The 16,710-nt window shown below is 69.0% G+C and carries 20 protein-coding genes; 9 read left to right on the forward strand and 11 right to left on the reverse strand.

The genetic code is table 11. The features are described 5' to 3' along the window. Nucleotides 1-169 precede the first annotated feature (169 nt). Complete coding sequence (locus BLR99_RS09845) at nucleotides 170-601, reverse strand: hypothetical protein (RefSeq protein WP_011793327.1); 432 nt, start codon at nucleotides 599-601, stop codon at nucleotides 170-172. Nucleotides 602-727: 126 nt separating this feature from the next. On the opposite strand from BLR99_RS09845, the gene BLR99_RS09850 reads away from it, so the two are divergent. The 3 genes from BLR99_RS09850 (at nucleotide 728) to BLR99_RS09860 (ending at nucleotide 3,125) form a co-directional block, all read left to right on the forward strand. Beyond that, nucleotides 728-1,729: a LysR family transcriptional regulator gene (locus tag BLR99_RS09850; RefSeq protein ID WP_011793326.1), complete on the forward strand. Its 1,002-nt coding sequence runs from the start codon at nucleotides 728-730 to the stop codon at nucleotides 1,727-1,729. After that, a complete protein-coding gene (locus BLR99_RS09855; RefSeq protein WP_011793325.1) occupies nucleotides 1,726-2,577 on the forward strand; it encodes a metallophosphoesterase in 852 nt (283 codons plus the stop codon). The genes BLR99_RS09850 and BLR99_RS09855 overlap by 4 nt, the downstream gene beginning before the upstream one ends. Before the next feature lie 122 nt (nucleotides 2,578-2,699). Next, nucleotides 2,700-3,125 carry a universal stress protein gene (locus BLR99_RS09860; RefSeq protein ID WP_011793324.1) on the forward strand — a complete coding sequence of 142 codons (426 nt, stop codon included), beginning with the start codon at nucleotides 2,700-2,702 and terminating at the stop codon, nucleotides 3,123-3,125. A gap of 110 nt (nucleotides 3,126-3,235) precedes the next feature. Here BLR99_RS09860 and BLR99_RS09865 read toward each other — a convergent pair whose 3' ends face one another. Next, nucleotides 3,236-3,811: a TetR/AcrR family transcriptional regulator gene (locus BLR99_RS09865; RefSeq protein ID WP_011793323.1), complete on the reverse strand. Its 576-nt coding sequence runs from the start codon at nucleotides 3,809-3,811 to the stop codon at nucleotides 3,236-3,238. Nucleotides 3,812-3,911: 100 nt separating this feature from the next. Then, nucleotides 3,912-4,829: a LysR family transcriptional regulator ArgP gene (locus BLR99_RS09870; protein ID WP_011793322.1), complete on the reverse strand. Its 918-nt coding sequence runs from the start codon at nucleotides 4,827-4,829 to the stop codon at nucleotides 3,912-3,914. 89 nt (nucleotides 4,830-4,918) lie between these two features. On the opposite strand from BLR99_RS09870, the gene BLR99_RS09875 reads away from it, so the two are divergent. Together BLR99_RS09875 and BLR99_RS09880 are read left to right on the forward strand one after the other, a co-directional pair. Continuing rightward, nucleotides 4,919-6,253: a D-amino acid dehydrogenase gene (locus BLR99_RS09875; protein ID WP_074687122.1), complete on the forward strand. Its 1,335-nt coding sequence runs from the start codon at nucleotides 4,919-4,921 to the stop codon at nucleotides 6,251-6,253. Nucleotides 6,254-6,297: 44 nt separating this feature from the next. Next, the gene (locus BLR99_RS09880) at nucleotides 6,298-6,867 is read left to right on the forward strand and encodes a flavodoxin family protein (RefSeq protein ID WP_011793320.1); all 570 of its coding nucleotides are present in this window, start codon (nucleotides 6,298-6,300) and stop codon (nucleotides 6,865-6,867) included. Nucleotides 6,868-6,871: 4 nt separating this feature from the next. Here BLR99_RS09880 and BLR99_RS09885 read toward each other — a convergent pair whose 3' ends face one another. Together BLR99_RS09885 and BLR99_RS09890 are read right to left on the reverse strand one after the other, a co-directional pair. Then, nucleotides 6,872-8,146: a M14 family zinc carboxypeptidase gene (locus BLR99_RS09885; RefSeq protein WP_046059870.1), complete on the reverse strand. Its 1,275-nt coding sequence runs from the start codon at nucleotides 8,144-8,146 to the stop codon at nucleotides 6,872-6,874. Further along, nucleotides 8,146-8,934, reverse strand: a complete 789-nt coding sequence (locus BLR99_RS09890; protein ID WP_011793318.1) for an alpha/beta fold hydrolase — start codon at nucleotides 8,932-8,934, stop codon at nucleotides 8,146-8,148. The genes BLR99_RS09885 and BLR99_RS09890 overlap by 1 nt, the downstream gene beginning before the upstream one ends. A 126-nt stretch (nucleotides 8,935-9,060) precedes the next feature. On the opposite strand from BLR99_RS09890, the gene BLR99_RS09895 reads away from it, so the two are divergent. Further along, nucleotides 9,061-9,582, forward strand: coding sequence for a flavin reductase family protein (locus BLR99_RS09895; RefSeq protein WP_011793317.1), 522 nt, complete (start codon nucleotides 9,061-9,063; stop codon nucleotides 9,580-9,582). A gap of 32 nt (nucleotides 9,583-9,614) precedes the next feature. On the opposite strand, the gene minE is transcribed toward BLR99_RS09895, so the two are convergent. The 3 genes from minE to minC are packed head-to-tail and all read right to left on the reverse strand — an operon-like array spanning nucleotide 9,615 to nucleotide 11,513. Next, nucleotides 9,615-9,881, reverse strand: a complete 267-nt coding sequence (gene minE / locus BLR99_RS09900) for a cell division topological specificity factor MinE (RefSeq protein WP_011793316.1) — start codon at nucleotides 9,879-9,881, stop codon at nucleotides 9,615-9,617. Nucleotides 9,882-9,884: 3 nt separating this feature from the next. Then, nucleotides 9,885-10,700 carry a septum site-determining protein MinD gene (minD, locus tag BLR99_RS09905; protein ID WP_011793315.1) on the reverse strand — a complete coding sequence of 272 codons (816 nt, stop codon included), beginning with the start codon at nucleotides 10,698-10,700 and terminating at the stop codon, nucleotides 9,885-9,887. Nucleotides 10,701-10,739: 39 nt separating this feature from the next. Next, nucleotides 10,740-11,513: a septum site-determining protein MinC gene (gene minC, locus BLR99_RS09910; protein WP_046059869.1), complete on the reverse strand. Its 774-nt coding sequence runs from the start codon at nucleotides 11,511-11,513 to the stop codon at nucleotides 10,740-10,742. A gap of 410 nt (nucleotides 11,514-11,923) precedes the next feature. On the opposite strand from minC, the gene BLR99_RS09915 reads away from it, so the two are divergent. Next, nucleotides 11,924-12,853: a YopJ family acetyltransferase gene (locus BLR99_RS09915; RefSeq protein WP_082081962.1), complete on the forward strand. Its 930-nt coding sequence runs from the start codon at nucleotides 11,924-11,926 to the stop codon at nucleotides 12,851-12,853. Nucleotides 12,854-12,921: 68 nt separating this feature from the next. Here the strand turns inward: BLR99_RS09915 and pssA are convergent, their stop codons facing one another. Both pssA and BLR99_RS09925 read right to left on the reverse strand, forming a co-directional pair. Next, complete coding sequence (gene pssA, locus BLR99_RS09920; RefSeq protein ID WP_011793313.1) at nucleotides 12,922-13,545, reverse strand: CDP-diacylglycerol--serine O-phosphatidyltransferase; 624 nt, start codon at nucleotides 13,543-13,545, stop codon at nucleotides 12,922-12,924. A gap of 99 nt (nucleotides 13,546-13,644) precedes the next feature. Next, on the reverse strand, nucleotides 13,645-14,097 hold the full coding sequence (locus tag BLR99_RS09925; protein WP_017438023.1) for an Lrp/AsnC family transcriptional regulator: 453 nt from the start codon (nucleotides 14,095-14,097) through the stop codon (nucleotides 13,645-13,647). Between the two features lie 116 nt (nucleotides 14,098-14,213). Here BLR99_RS09925 and ocd point away from each other — a divergent pair, with 116 nt between their 5' ends. Next, entirely contained in the window at nucleotides 14,214-15,356 is a 1,143-nt protein-coding gene (gene ocd, locus BLR99_RS09930) for an ornithine cyclodeaminase (RefSeq protein ID WP_046059867.1), read from the forward strand. 61 nt (nucleotides 15,357-15,417) lie between these two features. Beyond that, nucleotides 15,418-16,377 carry an arginase gene (gene rocF, locus BLR99_RS09935; protein ID WP_046059960.1) on the forward strand — a complete coding sequence of 320 codons (960 nt, stop codon included), beginning with the start codon at nucleotides 15,418-15,420 and terminating at the stop codon, nucleotides 16,375-16,377. Here rocF and BLR99_RS09940 read toward each other — a convergent pair. Further along, the coding region (locus tag BLR99_RS09940; RefSeq protein WP_139160154.1) for an integrase core domain-containing protein at nucleotides 16,374-16,710 on the reverse strand (337 nt) is incomplete at its 5' end. The two genes, rocF and BLR99_RS09940, sit on opposite strands and share 4 nt — an antisense overlap.

Genomic DNA, 16,710 nt, shown 5'->3' on the forward strand with positions numbered 1-16,710 from the left:
CCGTGGCCGGGGCTTTTTGCTGGCTGCGCCATACGGCTGGCCCGGTTGCGGCAGCGACGCGCCTCGGATCTTTCGTTCGCCCACGAAAAAAGGGCACCTCGCGGTGCCCTCGAAGAAGGTGCCAGGGCAAGACCCCGGCGATCTGGCCGGGCGCCAGGCCCGGTCCGGATCAGTAGTAGCGGCGGATGTTGTCCACGGCGATACCGTTCATGGCGCGGCTCAGATCGGCCATGATGCGGGCATCGTGCAGGGCGGCGTTCCAGGTCTTTTCGTCTTCGGCTTCACGGCGGCGGGCCTCCTTCCAGGCATGGAAGCCGGCGCGCAGCATGGCGGCAGCGCGGCGGACGGGGCCGGCCAGCAGGGCCAGGGCGGCGAAGGCGATCAGCCAGAGCACCATCCATGCAGCGAGGGTGTGGCCTTCGCCCCATGTGTCGATGAACTGGTTGGCCACCACCAGCACGGCAGCCACGACGGCGGCCAGGAGCAGCGAGGAGGCGCCGCGTGCGCCTTCGAAGGCGCTCTTCAGGGTGGCGGCGGCCTGTTCGGCACGTGCCACGCCGGGATGTTCGGTACGGTATTCGATGTGTACAAAGTTCGTCATGATGCAGACCCTTTCAAACGCTTGTGGCGAAGTTGCCGGGCGAATGCAGGTATCTTAGGGTTTACCCCATAGCTGTTCCACTTTATATTTTGAATCCCAGACATTCACAGCCATGATGATTCAGGCATGCAGCCCATCAATTTCCGCTCGCTCGACCTGAATCTCCTGCGCGTCTTCGACGAGGTCATGGCCGAGCGCAACCTCACCCGCGCCGCCGCCAAGCTCGCGCTCACGCAGCCCGCGGTGAGCAACGCCCTGCGACGCCTGCGCGAGGTGGTGGGCGACGATCTCGTGGTGCGCAGCGGGCAGGGCGTGGAGCCCACGCCCCGGGCCCTGGCCCTCTGGCCCCCGGTACGGCAGGCGCTGGCCCAACTGCAGCAGTCGCTGGCGCCAGGGGCTTTCGATCCGGCCTCGGCCAATTCCACCTTCGTGCTCGCGCTGGCCGATGCCACCGGCGCCACGCTCATCCCCCCGCTGGTGGAGATCGTGGAGCGCGAGGCGCCCGGCGTGTCGCTGCGCGTGGTGCCGCTCACCACGCGCGACCCGCGCAGCCTGCTGGACGACGAATCCACCGACATGGCGGTGGGCTACTTTCCCGCCGTGATGGCCGACCTCACCGCGCGGGCGCAGACCGACAGCGTGATCGCCTATGACAGCCTGCGGCTCTACGACGGCGAGTATGTCTGCGTGATGCGCCAGGACCATCCCCTGGCCCGCGAGCCGCTCACGCTGGACCAATACTGCGCGGCGCGCCACCTGCTGGTGAGCTTTTCCGGCAAGCCCTACGGCTTCATCGACGAGGCCCTGACCGCGCTCGGCCGCGAGCGGCGCATCGTGCTCACGGTGAACCAGTTCTTCACCGCCGGCCGGGTGGTGGCGACCACCGACCTGCTCACCGTGCTGCCGCGCCACTTCGTGGGCGTGGCCAGCCTCGGCGGGGAGCTCGTCTGGCGCCCGCTGCCCATGCCGCTGCCCACCGTGCACGTCGATGCGCTCTGGCACCGCCGCAAGCGCCACGACGCCGCCCACGTCTGGCTGCGGGGTGCCATGGCGCGATCGGCCCAGCACACGGCGGCGCGTCCTCCGGCAACCGCGGCAGCGCCCGCACCGGAGAATCCGGAGGCATGAAGATCCAACTGCTGTCCGACCTGCACCTGGAGGCCCATCCCGCATTCCAGCCCAGCCCCGCGCCGGAGGCCGACCTGCTCGTCCTGGCCGGGGACATCGGCTCCTACCAGACCGGCTCCCGGCTCGCGGACGACGACTTCGGCCTGGCGCGCTTTTCCCCGCTGCCGCAGCATGCGGGATGGCCGGTGCCGGTGCTGTTCGTGCCGGGCAACCATGAATACGACCTGCACGACTTCGACGCGGCGCGGGACCGCCTGCGCGCCACATGCGACCGGCTGGGCCTGCAATGGCTCGATCGCGAGACGGTGGTGCTGCAGGGCGTGCGCTTCGTGGGCACCACGCTGTGGAGCGACTTCGACGCGCTGGCCCTGGGCAAGAGCGACGGCGGCGTCGACATGGCCCGGCTGCTGCGCCACCGTGAAAAGGCCTTCCGCGCCGCCAATTTCTACCTGCGCAAGACCGGCGGCACGCGCGACGGCGAGCCGTTCCTGGCCGAGACGATGCGCGAGGAAGCCCTGCGCTGCCAGGACTGGCTGCGCGGCGCCCTGCAGGCACCGTTCGACGGACCCACGGTAGCGGTCACCCACTTCGCCCCCAGCCTGCGCAGTGCCGACCCCCGCTATGGGCTGGTGCCCGGCACGGCGGGCTTCTGCAACGCGCTGGACGACCTGCTCCCTCTGGCACGGGTCTGGATGCACGGCCACCTGCACGCCCCCAGCGACTACACCGCGCAGGGCACGCGCCCGGACGGCAGCGCCTGGGCCTGCCGCGTGGTCGCGAATCCGCTGGGCTATGCCGGCAAGGGCGAGCAGGAGACCTTCCGGCCGCATTTCACCGTGACCGTATGATGGCGCCACGGGGCCCCGCCCCGGCCCGCACGCGCACGGCAGCACAAAGATGACCCAGGTCAAGACAACAGGCACAGGCGCGCTTTAGTCTTCCTTCATCCTTTCGTGAAAGCCTTTCCACCATGAAGATCCTCCTTGCCGTCGATGGCAGCGCCTATACCAAGAAGATGCTGGCCTACCTCGCCACGCACGACGAACTGCTCGCCGGCGGCACGCACGACGTGACCGCGATCACCGTGCAGTCGCCCCTGCCGCCCCGGGCCCGCGCCGCGCTGGGCAAGGACGTGGTCGAGAAGTACTACGCCGACGAGGCCGAGAAGGTCATCGGTCCGGTGGCCAAGTTCCTGGCCCGCCACGGCATCACCGCCAAGCGCCTCGTGAAGACCGGCCCCGTGGGCGAAACCATCGCCAAGGCCGCCGATGCGGGCAAGTTCGACCTGCTGGTCATGGGTTCCCACGGCCACGGCGCCCTGGGCCAGCTCGTCATGGGTTCGGTCAGCACCCAGGTGCTGGCCAGCAGCCGGGTGCCGGTGCTGCTGGTGCGCTGAGGGACGAGGCTACGGACCGGCAGGAGGGGCTCCTGACCATGGCGGTGGTCACGCGCAACGCGGCGGACTTCCAACCCACGGGGTGACCATCGATCCGTGGGAACGAATGCCTACCTGGACTTCAAGCCATCGAAGCAGGTCTGCACCGCCCAGTCCACGATCTGCTCATCGGTGTGGCCGCCCTGGTCGCGCAGCATGGACAGCAGCGGGTCGGCACTGCGGGCATAGATGGAGTAGAGAATCACCTCGGCCGGCAGCATCCGGCTCAGCAGGCCTTCGCCCTGCGCGGCGGTGATCCACTCCATGACGCGCGCGCTCACGCATTGCAGGGCGCTCTGGTAGGCCGCGCATTCCTTGAGTGGCCGCTGCAGGCCCGAGTTGCGGCTGAGCAGCAGGGGCAGCTCGTCGGTGAGCTGCAGCGACAGCAGCCAGCGCAGCAGCCGCTCGAGGCAATCGAGCGGCGGAAGGCCTTGGGGCAGCCCTTCGAGGAACTCGCGCAGGCGCTCGACGGCGCGCGCCATGGCCGTGGCGCAGAGGTCTTCCTTGCCGGCGAAATGCTTGTAGAGGCTGGCCTTGGCCACGCCCACCTCGGCGGCGACTTCGTCGAGCGTCATGGCCTCGAAGCCCTTTTCGCCCAGCAACCGGCCTGCTGCGGCGACGATGGCCTGGGCGCGGGCCTCGTGCATCTGTGCCCTGAAGGAGCGGCGGGGTAGCGGGGAAGGCGTATTCATGCAGCCATCTTAGGGCCTGCGCCCAGAACGCCGTCGCTCACGGTCGAGCTGGTGGTCACGGGGCGGCGGCGAGCGTGCGGGCCGCAGTGGCCGTCAGCGCCTCGGTGAGGGAGTCCAGCACCTCGGACTCCAGATTCCAGCAATGCCAGTAGAGCTGGATCGGGAGGGCGTGGCCGGGCGCGAGATCCACCAGCGCGCCGCTGGCCAGGGCGGGACGCGCGAGCAGTTCGGGGACCACGCCGGCCCCCCAGCCGGCAATCGCCGCGCGCACCTGTCCTTCGGAACTGGGCACGAAAAGGTGGTGCAACGCCACGCGCTTGAGGCCGAACGCACGCATGATGAATTCCGACTGCATGTCGTCCTTGCGGTTGAACGACAGGAAGGGCACATCGCGGAAGTTGTGCGGCGTCAGGCCCTGGGGCAGGTGGTGCGCCGCCAGGCCCGGGGAGGCCACGGCCACGTAGCGCATGGCGCCCAGCGGCACGACCTTGCAGCCCCTCAGCGCCTGCCTGAGCGTCGTCACGCAGCCCAGCACCTGGCCCGAGCGCAGCCATTCCTGGGTGAAGTCCTGGTCGTCCACGATGATTTCGATGGGCAGGCGCTGGCGGGCCAGGTCGTGCAGCGCATCCAGCGCCCAGGTGGCGATGCTGTCGGCATTGATGGCGATGGCGATGCGCTCGTCCTCGCGGGCGCCACCGGGTGCGCTGGGCGCGAGCTCCTGCAGGTCGCGCTCCAGGTCGGCGCGCAGCAGGCGCAACTGCTTGGTGTGCTTGAGCAGCAGCTGGCCCGCGCTGGTGGGCTTGAGGGGCCGGCTGCGCACGATCAGCACGGAGCCCACCTGCGCCTCCAGCGCCCGCAGGCGCTGCGAGACGGCCGACTGGGTGACGTTCAGGCGCTGCGCCGCGCGTTCGAAGCCCCCCTCTTCCACGATGGCGGCCAGGCATTCCAGGGCGGCGGGATCGAAGGTGCTCATGGGGGCCGGCTCATTAGATGAACTGATGAATTTGGAGGAAGTTTAATTCCTCTTCAAAAAAAACGGACACCGCAGCACACTGCGGAGCCATGAAAACCATCGTCCTCGGAGCCGGCATCATCGGCATCAGCACCGCGTGGCACCTGCTCGAGCGCGGCCATGACGTCATCGTCGTCGATCGCCAGCCCGATGCGTCGCTGGAGACCAGCTACGCCAATGCGGCGCAGATCTCGGTGAGCTATTGCGAGCCCTGGGCGAACCGCGAAGCGCCCTGGAAGGCGCTCAAGTGGATGTTCGACAAGGAGGCCCCGCTGCTGTTCCGTCCCCAGCTGGACTGGGACCAGTGGCGCTGGAGCCTGAAGTTCCTCGCGCAGTGCAACGACGCCGCCTTCGCCCGCAACGTGCAGCAGATCGTGGCCCTGGGCGCGTACAGCCACGCCGCGCTGAAAGACATGGTGCGCTCCACCGGCATCGAATACCACCGGCTCGAGCGCGGCATCGCGCATTTCTACACCGACCAGAAATCCTTCGACGCGGCCGGCAAGGCCGTGGACCTGATGCGCCAGTACGGCGTGCAGCGCCGGCTCGTGAGCCGCGACGAGCTGCTGCAGATCGAGCCGGTGTTCCGCGCCTATGGCGACCGCATCACCGGCGGCACCTACACCAGCACCGACGAAAGCGGCGACGCCCGGGTGTTCACCCAGGCGCTGGCACGCCGCTGCGCCGAGCGGGGTGCGCAGTTCCTCTTCGGGCACGACGTGCTGCGGCTGCAGCGCACGGGCGATGCCATCGACGCCGTGACGGTGCGCTCCCGCGAGCCCGGCTCGGCCACGCAGGAACTGCGAGCCGACGCGTTCGTGGTGGCCTGCGGCTCCTACACGGCGCCGCTGCTGCGCACGGTGGGCGTGGATCTGCCCATCTACCCCGGCAAGGGCTACAGCGCCACGTTCCCGCTGCTCAAACCCGAGGGCGCGCCGATGGTCTCCACCATCGACGACGGCAAGAAGATCGCGATGAGCCGCCTGGGCAATTTCCTGCGCGTGGCCGGCACGATCGAGCTGGGAGGCTTCGACCTCTCCCTGGACAGCCCGGTGGCCCGCGCGCGCTGCCACATGCTCTCGCGCCGCATCGCCGAGATCCTGCCCGGCGTGTGCGACACGCGCACGCCCGAGGAAGGCGGCGATCCGCAGTACTGGACCGGGCTGCGCCCCGCCACGCCGACCAACATCCCCTTCATCGGCCGCACCCGCGTGGGCAAGCTCTGGGTGAACGCGGGGCATGGCACGCTGGGCTGGACGCACGGCGCAGGTTCGGGCAAGGCGATGGCCGAGCTGTTGAGCGGCGAACGGCCCGCGATGGACTTCGGCTTCCTGGGTTTCGGCACGCAGGGCCGCCAGGCGAGCGGCACGCCCGTCACCGCCTGACCCGGGCGACACGGCCGGCGGCGCGCGAGGCTACCATCGCGCGCATGCCGTCCTCCTCCCCCCACCTTCTTTTCCTGAACGCCTCCACCCGCGAGCCGGGCCACATCGGCAACACCGAATGGCTGGCCCGGCAGGCCGCGGCCACGCTGCCCGCAGGCACGGCCCAGACCTGGCTGCACCTCGCCCGCCTCGACCTGCCGCCGTTCGTGGACCTGCGCCACACCACGGGCACCTACCCCGCGCCCGAAGGCGATCTGCGCACGCTGCTGGATGCCACGCTCGCGGCGTCCGAGATCGTTTTCGTGTCGCCCGTTTACTGGTTCAGCATTCCTTCGACGCTCAAGACCTACCTGGACCACTGGAGCGCCTGGATGCGCGTGCCGGGCCTGGAGTTCAAGGAGCGCATGGCCGGCAAGGCGCTCAGCCTGGTCACGACCAGCGGCGACCGCGCCAAGGCACAGCCGATGATCGATTCGGTGCAGCTGTGCGCCCAGTTCCTGGGCATGCGCTACCGGGGCGCGCTCTGGGGCAAGGGCGGGCCGCCGGGCGCGGTGCAGGCGGAAGCGGCGGCCGTGCGGGAGGCCGCGAGCTTCCTGGCGGCGCCCCTTTCCTGAGAATCTACCGCGCAGGGGTGCCGGCGGCCGGCGTATCGGTGGCGGCCAGGTGGGTATCCATCCACCGCAGCAGGTCCACCCACATCTGGCGCACCTGGCTGTCTTCGGGCATGCGCAGTTCGTGCTGCAGCTCGATGGTGACGACGGGCATGCCCTGGCGCACGCTGCCGTAGTGGCCGAGCGAGCCCGGGAAGATGCCGAGCTGGTCGAGCCGCAGGCGGCCCAGGCGGCTGGGCGGCGGCAGCGGGCCGTCGTAGTCGAGCACTCCGTAGGGAGCGTGGATGCTCACCACCAGGTCGGGCCGGAAGCCTTCCATCTGCTCGTGCAGGAAGCGCGACTCGGGCTCGGACAAAGGCTTGGGCCCCGGCCAGCGGCGCGGATCGCGGCGGGTGCGCTTTTCCCAGTACACCGGGGCATCGCGTTCCCAGTTCGGCGTGGGGAAGTTGCGGTTCAGGTCCACGCCCCGTGCATTCACGCGCGTCGCCGGACGGGCCAGCATGCCGTCGGGGTTGAGCGCCGGAATGAAGCGCCAGTGCACGGGCTGCCGCAACGCCGGCTGCGGCTGGGCCGCGAAACCGATCCAGCGCATGGCCAGCGACGCGGAGGTGGGCTCGTCGCCGTGAATGGCACCGAGCACCAGCACGCGCAGGGGCTCCGGCCCCGCGGCACCGCCTGCCGCCGGTGCCGGAGTGACATCCCTCCAGTAGATCGGCAGCCCCTTGCGGGAGTGCGCCCCGCTTTCGGACAGGCGCGTGGACTCGCAGAGCGGCCGGTCCACCGTGGGCAGGCGCGGCAGCAGCAGCTTGCAGGCGGCCACCGATTGCGCCGCGCCGGGTGGAGGCAAGGGGACGGGCACCTGGGCGGGCGCCAGGGCACGGGTGGCCATGGCGCCCGACGCGGACGCCGCGGCGCCGTCGCTGCGGCCCGGAGCGGATGCGGGGCCTGTCCGGGGCTGGGCTCCGCTGGACGCCCGGGGCGCCGCCGGGAAGGCCGCGGCGTCCCCGGAACGTTCGGCGGGCGCGCCGAGCACGACCACCGAGTGGTATCCCGCTCCGCCCTCCCCCGTGCCCAGGTGCCCCCGGCCGATGGCGACCACCGCATCGGAGGCCGTGCCTGCGCCTGCCTGTCCGCCGGCCTGGAAGGCGCGGGAATCCCACACGGAAACGCCGAGCAGCGCCAGCGCCAGCGCGGCCGCCGGGGGCGTCAGCCATGGGGAAAGGAACCCCGGACGGCGCGGGATGGCCGGCACTCCGGAAGTGCCGTTCGTGCGCGCCGCCATCAGTGGATGGTCCGCGGAGCGGAGGAGCCGAGGAAGTCCAGCAGCGCGCCATCGAAACCGTCCGGATCCTCCAGCTGCGGCCAGTGCCCCACGTTCGGCAGGCTCAGGTGCCGCGCGTCGGGCAGCACGTGGGCCAGGGCCTGCAGGGCCTCGGGCGGCATGCAGCGGTCCTGGGCGCCGCTCACGAGCAGGGTGGGCATGGAGAGGTGTGCGAGGTCCGCGGCATCGCGCGCGAACGCCGGCAGCAATTCCAGCGCGCGGCGGAAGGCGGAACGGTGGACCTGGCCCATCGCATGGCCGGCCAGGCGCGCGCCTTCGGGCAACGCCCCGGTACCGGTCTGGCGCGGCACCAGCAGTTCGGCCACGCGCTCCATGGCCTGGTCGTCCTCCAGCGCGGCGACGCGGGGCGCCACCCAGGTGTCCAGGCCTTCGCCGTCCAGGGCCGGGCCGCCAGCGCACAGCACGAGCCGGCCCACGCGGCGGGGCGCCCGCAAGGCGACCTCGACCGCCACCATGGCGCCCAGGCCGTGGCCGACGAGGGTCGTGCCCTGCGTGCACTGCAGGGCATCGAGCAGGGCGATGCAGCTCTGCGCCAGCCCCTTGAAGCTGTAGGGCTCGATGGGCGCGCTGCGGCCGTAACCCGGCATGTCCCAGGCCACGGCACGGTAGCCGGAGCCCGCGAGGGTTTCGACCTGGGGAGCGAAAGTCAGGTGGCCGCCGTCGGCATCGTGCAGCATGAGCACGGTGGGGCCGGCGCCAAGTGTGGTGAAAGTGGGAAGCAGGGCCATGGAAGGTGGGACGACGACAACGCGCCCGGTGGGGATTCGGCCCCGGTCGGCGGCGGGGGCGCGGGCACCGGACCATAATAGCCGACCCATTCCTTCCGCCCGGCGCGCGCCGCGCCTCCGCCTTCCGTGACACGTCCCCTGCCCCGGCCCGCGCTGGCCAGTCCGCCGAGCTTTTCCCCCCGCGAGTTCCGCGACGCGCTCGGCATGTTCGCCACGGGCGTGACCATCGTCACCGCGCAGGATGCCGCCGGCGGCCTCGTGGGCCTCACGGCGAGTTCATTCAATTCGGTGTCGCTCGCGCCGCCGCTGGTGCTCTGGAGCCTGGGCCGCACCGCCGGTTCGATGAACGCGCTGGCCGCCGGTTCGCACTATGCGATCAACGTGCTGGCCGCCGACCAGAAGGCCCTGGCCGAGCGTTTCGCCAGCCGCGGCGTGGACCGCTTCGCGGGCGTGGCGTACACGCTGGGCGTGGCGGGCGCGCCGCTGATCGAGGGGGCAGTGGCCACGTTCGAATGCTTCAATCGCAGCCGCTACGACGAAGGCGACCACGTCATCTTCGTCGGAGAGGTGGAGCGCTGCGCGCACCGCCCGGGCGTGCCGCCGCTGCTCTACCACGGCGGACGCTTCTATACGGAACATCCTCTCTGAGCCGCCCGCGGCCGCCGGCCGCGCCTGGCCGCTCAGCGCACCGTGTCGGGCAGCTCGATCTTGACTTCGAGCACCTCGAGGTTGTCCTGGCGCTCCAGCTGCACCTTCAGGTCCTCGGGGCTGATCTTCACGTATTTGGAAATCACGGCGACGAGTTCGCGCTGCAGCGCGGGCAGGTAGTCCGGCTCCGAGGCATTGCGGCCATTGCGCTCGTGCGCGAGGATGATCTGCAGCCGCTCCTTGGCGACACTGGCGGTCTTCTTCTTTTCGCCGAGCAGGAATGAGAGAAAGGATGCCATGCGTTACCTCCCGCCGAAAATGCGCTTGAAGAAGCCGGGCTTCTGCGCGTCGATGAAGCGCAGGGGCTTGTCCTCGCCCAGGAAGCGCGCCACCACGTCCTTGTAGGCCTCGGACACGTCCGTGCCCTGCAGGTGAACGGCGGGCGTGCCCTGGTTGGACGCCTGCAGCACGCTTTCGGACTCGGGCACGACGCCGATGAGTTCGATGCGCAGGATGTCCTGGATGTCCTCCAGGCTCAGCATCTGCCCGTCCTGCACGCGGCCGGGGTTGTAGCGCGTGATGAGCAGGTGCTCCTTCACGGGCTCCTTGCCTTCGATGGCGCGGCGGGTCTTGCTGCCCAGCATGCCCAGGATGCGGTCGGAATCGCGCACCGAGGACACCTCCGGGTTGGTCACCAGCAGCGCTTCGTCGGCGAAGTGCATGGCCATGAGCGCGCCGCTCTCGATGCCGGCGGGCGAGTCGCAGACGATGTATTCGAAGTCCATCGCGGCGAGGTCGTTCAGCACCTTCTCGACGCCCTCCTGCGTGAGCGCGTCCTTGTCGCGCGTCTGGCTGGCGGCCAGCACGAACAGGTTCTCGCACTGCTTGTCCTTGATGAGGGCCTGGTTCAGGTTGGCCTCGCCCTGGATCACGTTGATGAGGTCGTACACGACGCGGCGCTCGCAACCCATGATGAGGTCGAGGTTGCGCAGGCCGACGTCGAAGTCGATCACGGCGGTCTTGTGGCCGCGCAGCGCGAGGCCCGATGCGAAGCTGGCGCTGGTGGTGGTCTTTCCCACGCCTCCCTTGCCGGAGGTCACGACGACGATTTTGGCCATTTCTGCAAATTCCTTGGGGCGTTGGTCTGGTGTTCTGGGTCAGGCGAGCGGCTCGATGATGAGCTTCTCGCCGTCGAGCCGCACCTGCGCGGGCTTGCCGCGCACGTTGTCGGGCAGTTCGGTATCGGTGGTGCGGTAGATGCCGGCCACCGAGACGAGCTGCGGTTCCAGGCAGGTGCTGAAGATACGGGCGGAGGTGTCGCCGCGCGCACCGGCGATGGCCCGGCCGCGCAGCGGCGCATAGACGTGGATGTTGCCGTCGGCGATGACTTCGGCACCGAAGCTCACCACGGCCATCACCACGAGGTCGGAGCCGCGCGCATAGACCTGCTGGCCCGAGCGCAGCGGCTTGTCCACCACGACGGTGCCGGGCGCGGGAGCGGGCACTTCGCGCACCACCTCGACCTCCCGCACGACTTCGCGGACCACCTCCCGCGCAGGCGATTCGGACGCGGCGGGCGGCTGGGCGGCGCGGGCGGGCGCCGCCTCCGGCGCGGCCACGAGCCCGGCGGCGAGCGCGGCCTCCATCTGCGCGGGGCTGCCGCCGCGCACGGCCACGGGCTGGGTGCGGTGCTGACGCAGCAGGGCCACGAGGGCGGGAAAATCGATGGGCGCAGCCTCCTCGCGCACGGCGACGAGGTCGATCAGCACCGGATCGTTGTCGAAGAAGCCCGGGTCCTCCCCGAGGCGCGCGGCCAGGTCGGCAGCGAACGCGTCGGCGTCGGTGGTCCGCAACGCCACGGCCACCACGGGCAGTTGGGCGCTCTTGAGGTCAAAGCTGGTGCGGGCCTGGCCCACCGTGTCAACGGCCATGGAAGAAAGGTTTGGAGCAGGAATGTGGCGCACGACGTACGTGGACGCAGGCCTTCGTCAAAGTCGGGAAGTGTACCGTGGGCTTGAAAGCCGGGCGTCCCGAGACGTATCCACGCCTCTGCCTCGCCCAATGCTCGTGGCCACTTTGAAATTTCGGGGGATTGTGCAATGGTTCGCCGAATTGTTTGCAAACCAGGATATTCCATACACACTGGATTACACAAAATCTCCCACATGAATTTCTCATGCCTTTCAAAAAAATCATCAATAGTTTCAGACCTCACAGGAATACGTCACGAACCGGCGCATCCGGGGTACAGGAACAGTCCACACGCAACTCCCGACAAAGCGGGAACAGTTCGCCTTTGCGCCCCCGCTCCTCCGGTTCATCAGGAAGCATGCCACCCCGGATGGAAGAAAAGACACGTCTTCTACAGAGTGCAATTTCAACAGCTAATAACCAAGGCATCAATCCAAGGTTCACCAACTACGGAGAACACGTAGCCTATGCACTGGCTTGCAATCACCAGCCCGGCGAGGATATTCTCCAAATGGATATTGCCAACTTCAGCACGATCCAAGAGGTTTACAACAACCGCTTTCCCGAACTCAGGATGTGGCATGCAAATACTCCTTCGGCGCTTTTTCATGCCTTGTCCGATCGCTCCAGCGAGGGAAGCTGGCGGGCCGTGGTCAGGCTGTCAGCCAATGGGCAGCATCATGTCGCAGTGGATGTCCGCACTCGGTACGGGGCTGCGCCGAGCGTTATCGTGATGGAGCCTGCCGCCATGCATACATACATGCCGGATTACTGGGCATTCATGGGCGAAGCGAAGAGCACACTTCCCGGGGATGTTCAACTGGCATTCATCGAGGTAGGGGCCCAGAAGTCTCCCGCCGACTGCGTGATGTTCGGGATGGGCTTCGCACTGGGGGCATTCCAGAAATCGGAGCTCTTCGACAACTGGCATAACAATCTGCACCGTCGCGGCACTCTGGAAGGCGAGCAGGAAAATCCGGAGGATTTTTGTGCCTCCCCCGACGTACTATTGGAAACAGCCGGAATCAAAAGGTTCAGTGGCACCAAACTACTCCCCCCTCTTTTCTACAAGCATACACAGTCTCGTTCGGTGCTTCAGGATCTGGATAAAGACCAGCCCGGCTCGGAGGAGAAAGATGTGAGCACCAGCGTACGGGACAGGAAATCAGAAACCCTGGGCGAGCGCATCAGAGAGTTCGCCGTCGAACGGGATGAGCGCCGCTACAGTGCGTCCATTGAGACATTCAGGGCAACGAAGATCCGGACAACGCTGTCCAGAATGGGAAGAAGATCGGGTTGATCCCGTGACCGCCTTGCTACGCCCACATGCGATGCCGACGGCCGTAGCCTCCCGCTCTGGTGCGGCAATCAGAACTTCGGAATGCGGATCCGGCTGATCATGAGCGAGCCGGACACCGCGAACAGCAGCACGAAGGGATGCAGCGTGAAGCCTCCCACCAGCAGCTTGCCGAACCACAGGTTCTCGCGCACGGCGCCGAGCGATGCGGCCAGTGCCATGAGTCCCACGAGCACGATGGACGTGGGGATCGGCGTGCCTTCGAAGTACTTCACCTTGCCCGAGCCTTCGGAGAGCGTTTCCGCCGTGACATTGTAGCGCGCGAGGCGCGAGACGCCGCAGGCCACGAAGAAGGCCAGCACGATGCGGTCGTAGAGGCCCTGCATGCCGCAGGCGTAGGCGATGATGGCCGGGGCCACGCCGAACGAAATCACGTCGGCCAGCGAATCCAGCTCGCGGCCCATGGCGGAGGATTTCTGCCGCCAGCGCGCGACGCGGCCGTCGAGCACGTCGAAGACCAGCGCCGCGAGCACCAGCGCGGCGGCGAAGTACACGTGGCGCACGTCGCCCGTCTCCATGAAGGTCATGGAGGAGAACAGCGCCCCCACGCCGCACACGGCGTTGCCCAGCGTGAACCAGTCGGCCAGGTGGAACTCGCGGATCATCGAAAAACGCTTGGGGGCTTGCGGGGTCATGGGCGGTCTTTCCTTCCTGGCAGTTTCCTGCGGATGCTGCGGCGCGGGGCCGTCAGCCGATTATGGGACGGGGCCGGCGCGGGCCTCGTCAGGTATGTCCTACCGGCGCGCGCCCGGACCCTGCTGGGGCGACGCGCGCAGGGTTTCCAGGTGGATGCTCGTTTCCGTGTTGCGGATGCCCTTGATGAGCCGGATGCGCTCCAGCGCCTGGGCCAGCTCGGCCAGGGACGCGACCTGCAGTTCGGCCAGGAGATCCCACTGGCCGTTGGTGGCGTGCAGGGACAGCACGCTCGGCTCGCCCAGCAGCGAGGCGGTGACGCGGCGCGCGTCGTTGCCCTCGATGGAAATGCTCATCCAGGCCTGCAGGCCACCGGTTTCCCCCTCCGGCCGCAACCGCACGGTGTAGCCGACGATCGTTCCCGCGTCCTCCAGCTTGCGGATGCGGTTGGTGACCGTGCCGCGCGACACGCCCAGGCGCGTCGCCAGCGTCGCCACGCTGGCGCGGGCGTTGTGGCGCAGGGCGGCGATGAGTTGCCGGTCGATGTTGTCCATAGTGTCAACGAATGCTGCCATAACGCCAGCTTTCTGCGCAATTGCGGTCAATCCTGGCGATTTGGATTGATGCACGCCTGTGGGAACCTCGTACACCAGCACCGAAGAGGCATGCCATGGACCGCACCCATACCTTTCGCCCAGCCCTGCGCCGCACCGGATCCACCGAATTCCTGGACGCACCGCGTGCCGCCGAACTGGTGGGAAGCACGGGCGTCATCGCCTGCCTGCGCGCCATCGCCCAGGCCATCGAGGCCGACTTCGCCCGGTGGAACGACTTCGACAAGACCGCCCGCACGGCCGCCCATTCGCCGCGCGGCGTGATCGAGCTCATGCCCGTGGCCGATACCCGGCCCGGCGGCGGCTATGCCTTCAAGTATGTCAACGGCCACCCGGCCAACACGCAGGACGGGCTGCCCACGGTGATGGCCTTCGGCGCCCTGGCGGACGTGGACACGGGCCTGCCGGTGTTCCTGGGCGAGCTCACCCTGACCACCGCGCTGCGCACGGCCGCCACCTCGGCCGTGGCGGCCCGGCGGCTGACTCGGCAGGACAGCCGCTGCATGGCGCTGATCGGCAACGGCTCGCAGGCCGAGTTCCAGGCGCTGGCGTTCTTCGGACTGCTGGGCGTGCGCGAACTGCGGCTGTACGACACCGATCCCGCGGCCACGCGCAAGCTCGTGCGCAACCTCGGCCCCTACGATGGGCTGCGCTGCGTGCCGTGCGCGAGCGCGCGCGAAGCGGTGCGCGGCGCCGACATCGTGACCACGGCGACCGCCGACAAGGCCCGCGCCGCCATCGTCCAGGCCGACATGCTGGAGCCGGGGATGCACCTGAACGCCGTGGGCGGCGACTGTCCGGGCAAGACCGAGCTGGCGCCGGAGGTGCTGCGGGCAGGTGCGGTTTTCGTGGAATACGAGCCGCAGACCCGCATCGAGGGCGACCTGCAGCAGATGCCGGCGGACTTTCCCGTCACCGAGCTCTGGCGCGTGCTGGCGGGTACGGCGCCGGGGCGCGTGTCGCCCGGGCAGGTGACGGTGTTCGATTCGGTGGGCTTCGCGCTGGAGGACTACTCCGCCCTGCGCACCATGCGTGCGCTGGGCCAGGCGGCCGGGCTGCTGGACCGCATCGCCCTGGTGCCGGACCTGGCCGATCCGAAGGACCTGTACGCGCAGTTGCGGCCCTGGTTGCCCGAAGGCGCCCCCGGCGCAGCCGCGTCGGCGCCGCGCGCTCCCACCTTCGCGCACGGGGCGGCCTGATCTCCGACGCCATCGCGCCGGTCCGCACCGCACAATGGCCGCAGCAGGAGAAACGCCCACCATGGTCAACGCCCCCTTTCCACGCCCGGTCACGCTGATCGGCGTTCCCACCGACGTCGGCGCCGCCCGTCTGGGCGCGGCCATGGGCCCGGACGCGCTGCGCGTGGCCCAGCTCGGTCCGGCGCTCGAACGGCTGGGACTGGAGGTCGAGGACCTGGGCAATCTGCACGGCCCGCCGAACCCGCGCGGCGAGCGCACGGCCGAGGGCCTGCGCAACCTCGCCGAATGCGAGGCATGGAACCGCTCCACGCACGATGCGGTGTTCGCCCAGCTGCAGGCCGGTCATCTGCCGGTGATGCTGGGTGGCGACCACAACCTCGCCATCGGCTCGGTCAGTGCCGTGGCGCGCCACTGCCGCGATACCGGCAAGCGGCTGCGCGTGCTGTGGCTGGACGCGCATTCCGACAGCAACACGCCGGAGATCTCGCCCAGCGGCAACGTGCACGGCGTGCCGGTGGCCAGCCTCTGCGGGCTGGGTCCTCCCGCGCTCGCGGCGCTCGGCGGCCCCGGGCCGGCGCTGCGTGGCGCGCAGATGTGCCAGATCGGGCTGCGCAGCGTGGATGCGGCCGAGAAGCGCATGATCCACGAGCTCGGGCTGGAGGTGTACGACATGCGCGCGATCGACGAACTCGGCATGCGCGAGGTGATGCGCCGCGCGCTCGCCGGGCTGGAGGGCGACGATGGCGCGCACCTGCACCTGAGCTTCGACGTGGACTTCCTCGACCCGGAGATCGCGCCCGGCACGGGCACCACGGTGCGCGGCGGGCCGAACTACCGCGAGGCCCAGCTGTGCATGGAGATGATCGCGGACACGGGGCGCCTGGCCTCGCTCGACATCGTGGAGCTGAACCCCGCGCTCGACATCCGCAACCAGACCGCCGAACTCGTGGTGGATCTGGTGGAGAGCCTGTTCGGCAAGAGCACGCTGGTGCGCGCGCCGGCCCCCGCCGGGCGGCGCTAGCTGTTGAGTCTCACGAGGTTGTTCACACCCGGAATGCGTGTGATGGGAGGCTGATGGCCGAGCGCGGAGTGTGGCCGGCACCAGTTGTAGCCGTCAATGAAGGGCTGCAGGGCAGCCGTGCGTTGGGCTGAGCTTTCGTAGGGTCTGGCATAGGCCCACTCCCGCAGGCTGGTCTGTACGAATCGCTCGGCCTTGCCGTTGGTCTTGGGCGTATAGGGCCGCGTGCGGATGTGGCGGATGCCCAATTCCTCGCAGGCCGCGCGGAAGGCGTTTTTGTAGCCAGAGCCGTTGTCGGTCATGACGCGCTCGATGCGTACGCCGATGTTGGCGTAG

Origin of the sequence: Paracidovorax citrulli, from assembly GCF_900100305.1 — a bacterium.
Classification (GTDB): domain Bacteria; phylum Pseudomonadota; class Gammaproteobacteria; order Burkholderiales; family Burkholderiaceae_C; genus Paracidovorax; species Paracidovorax citrulli.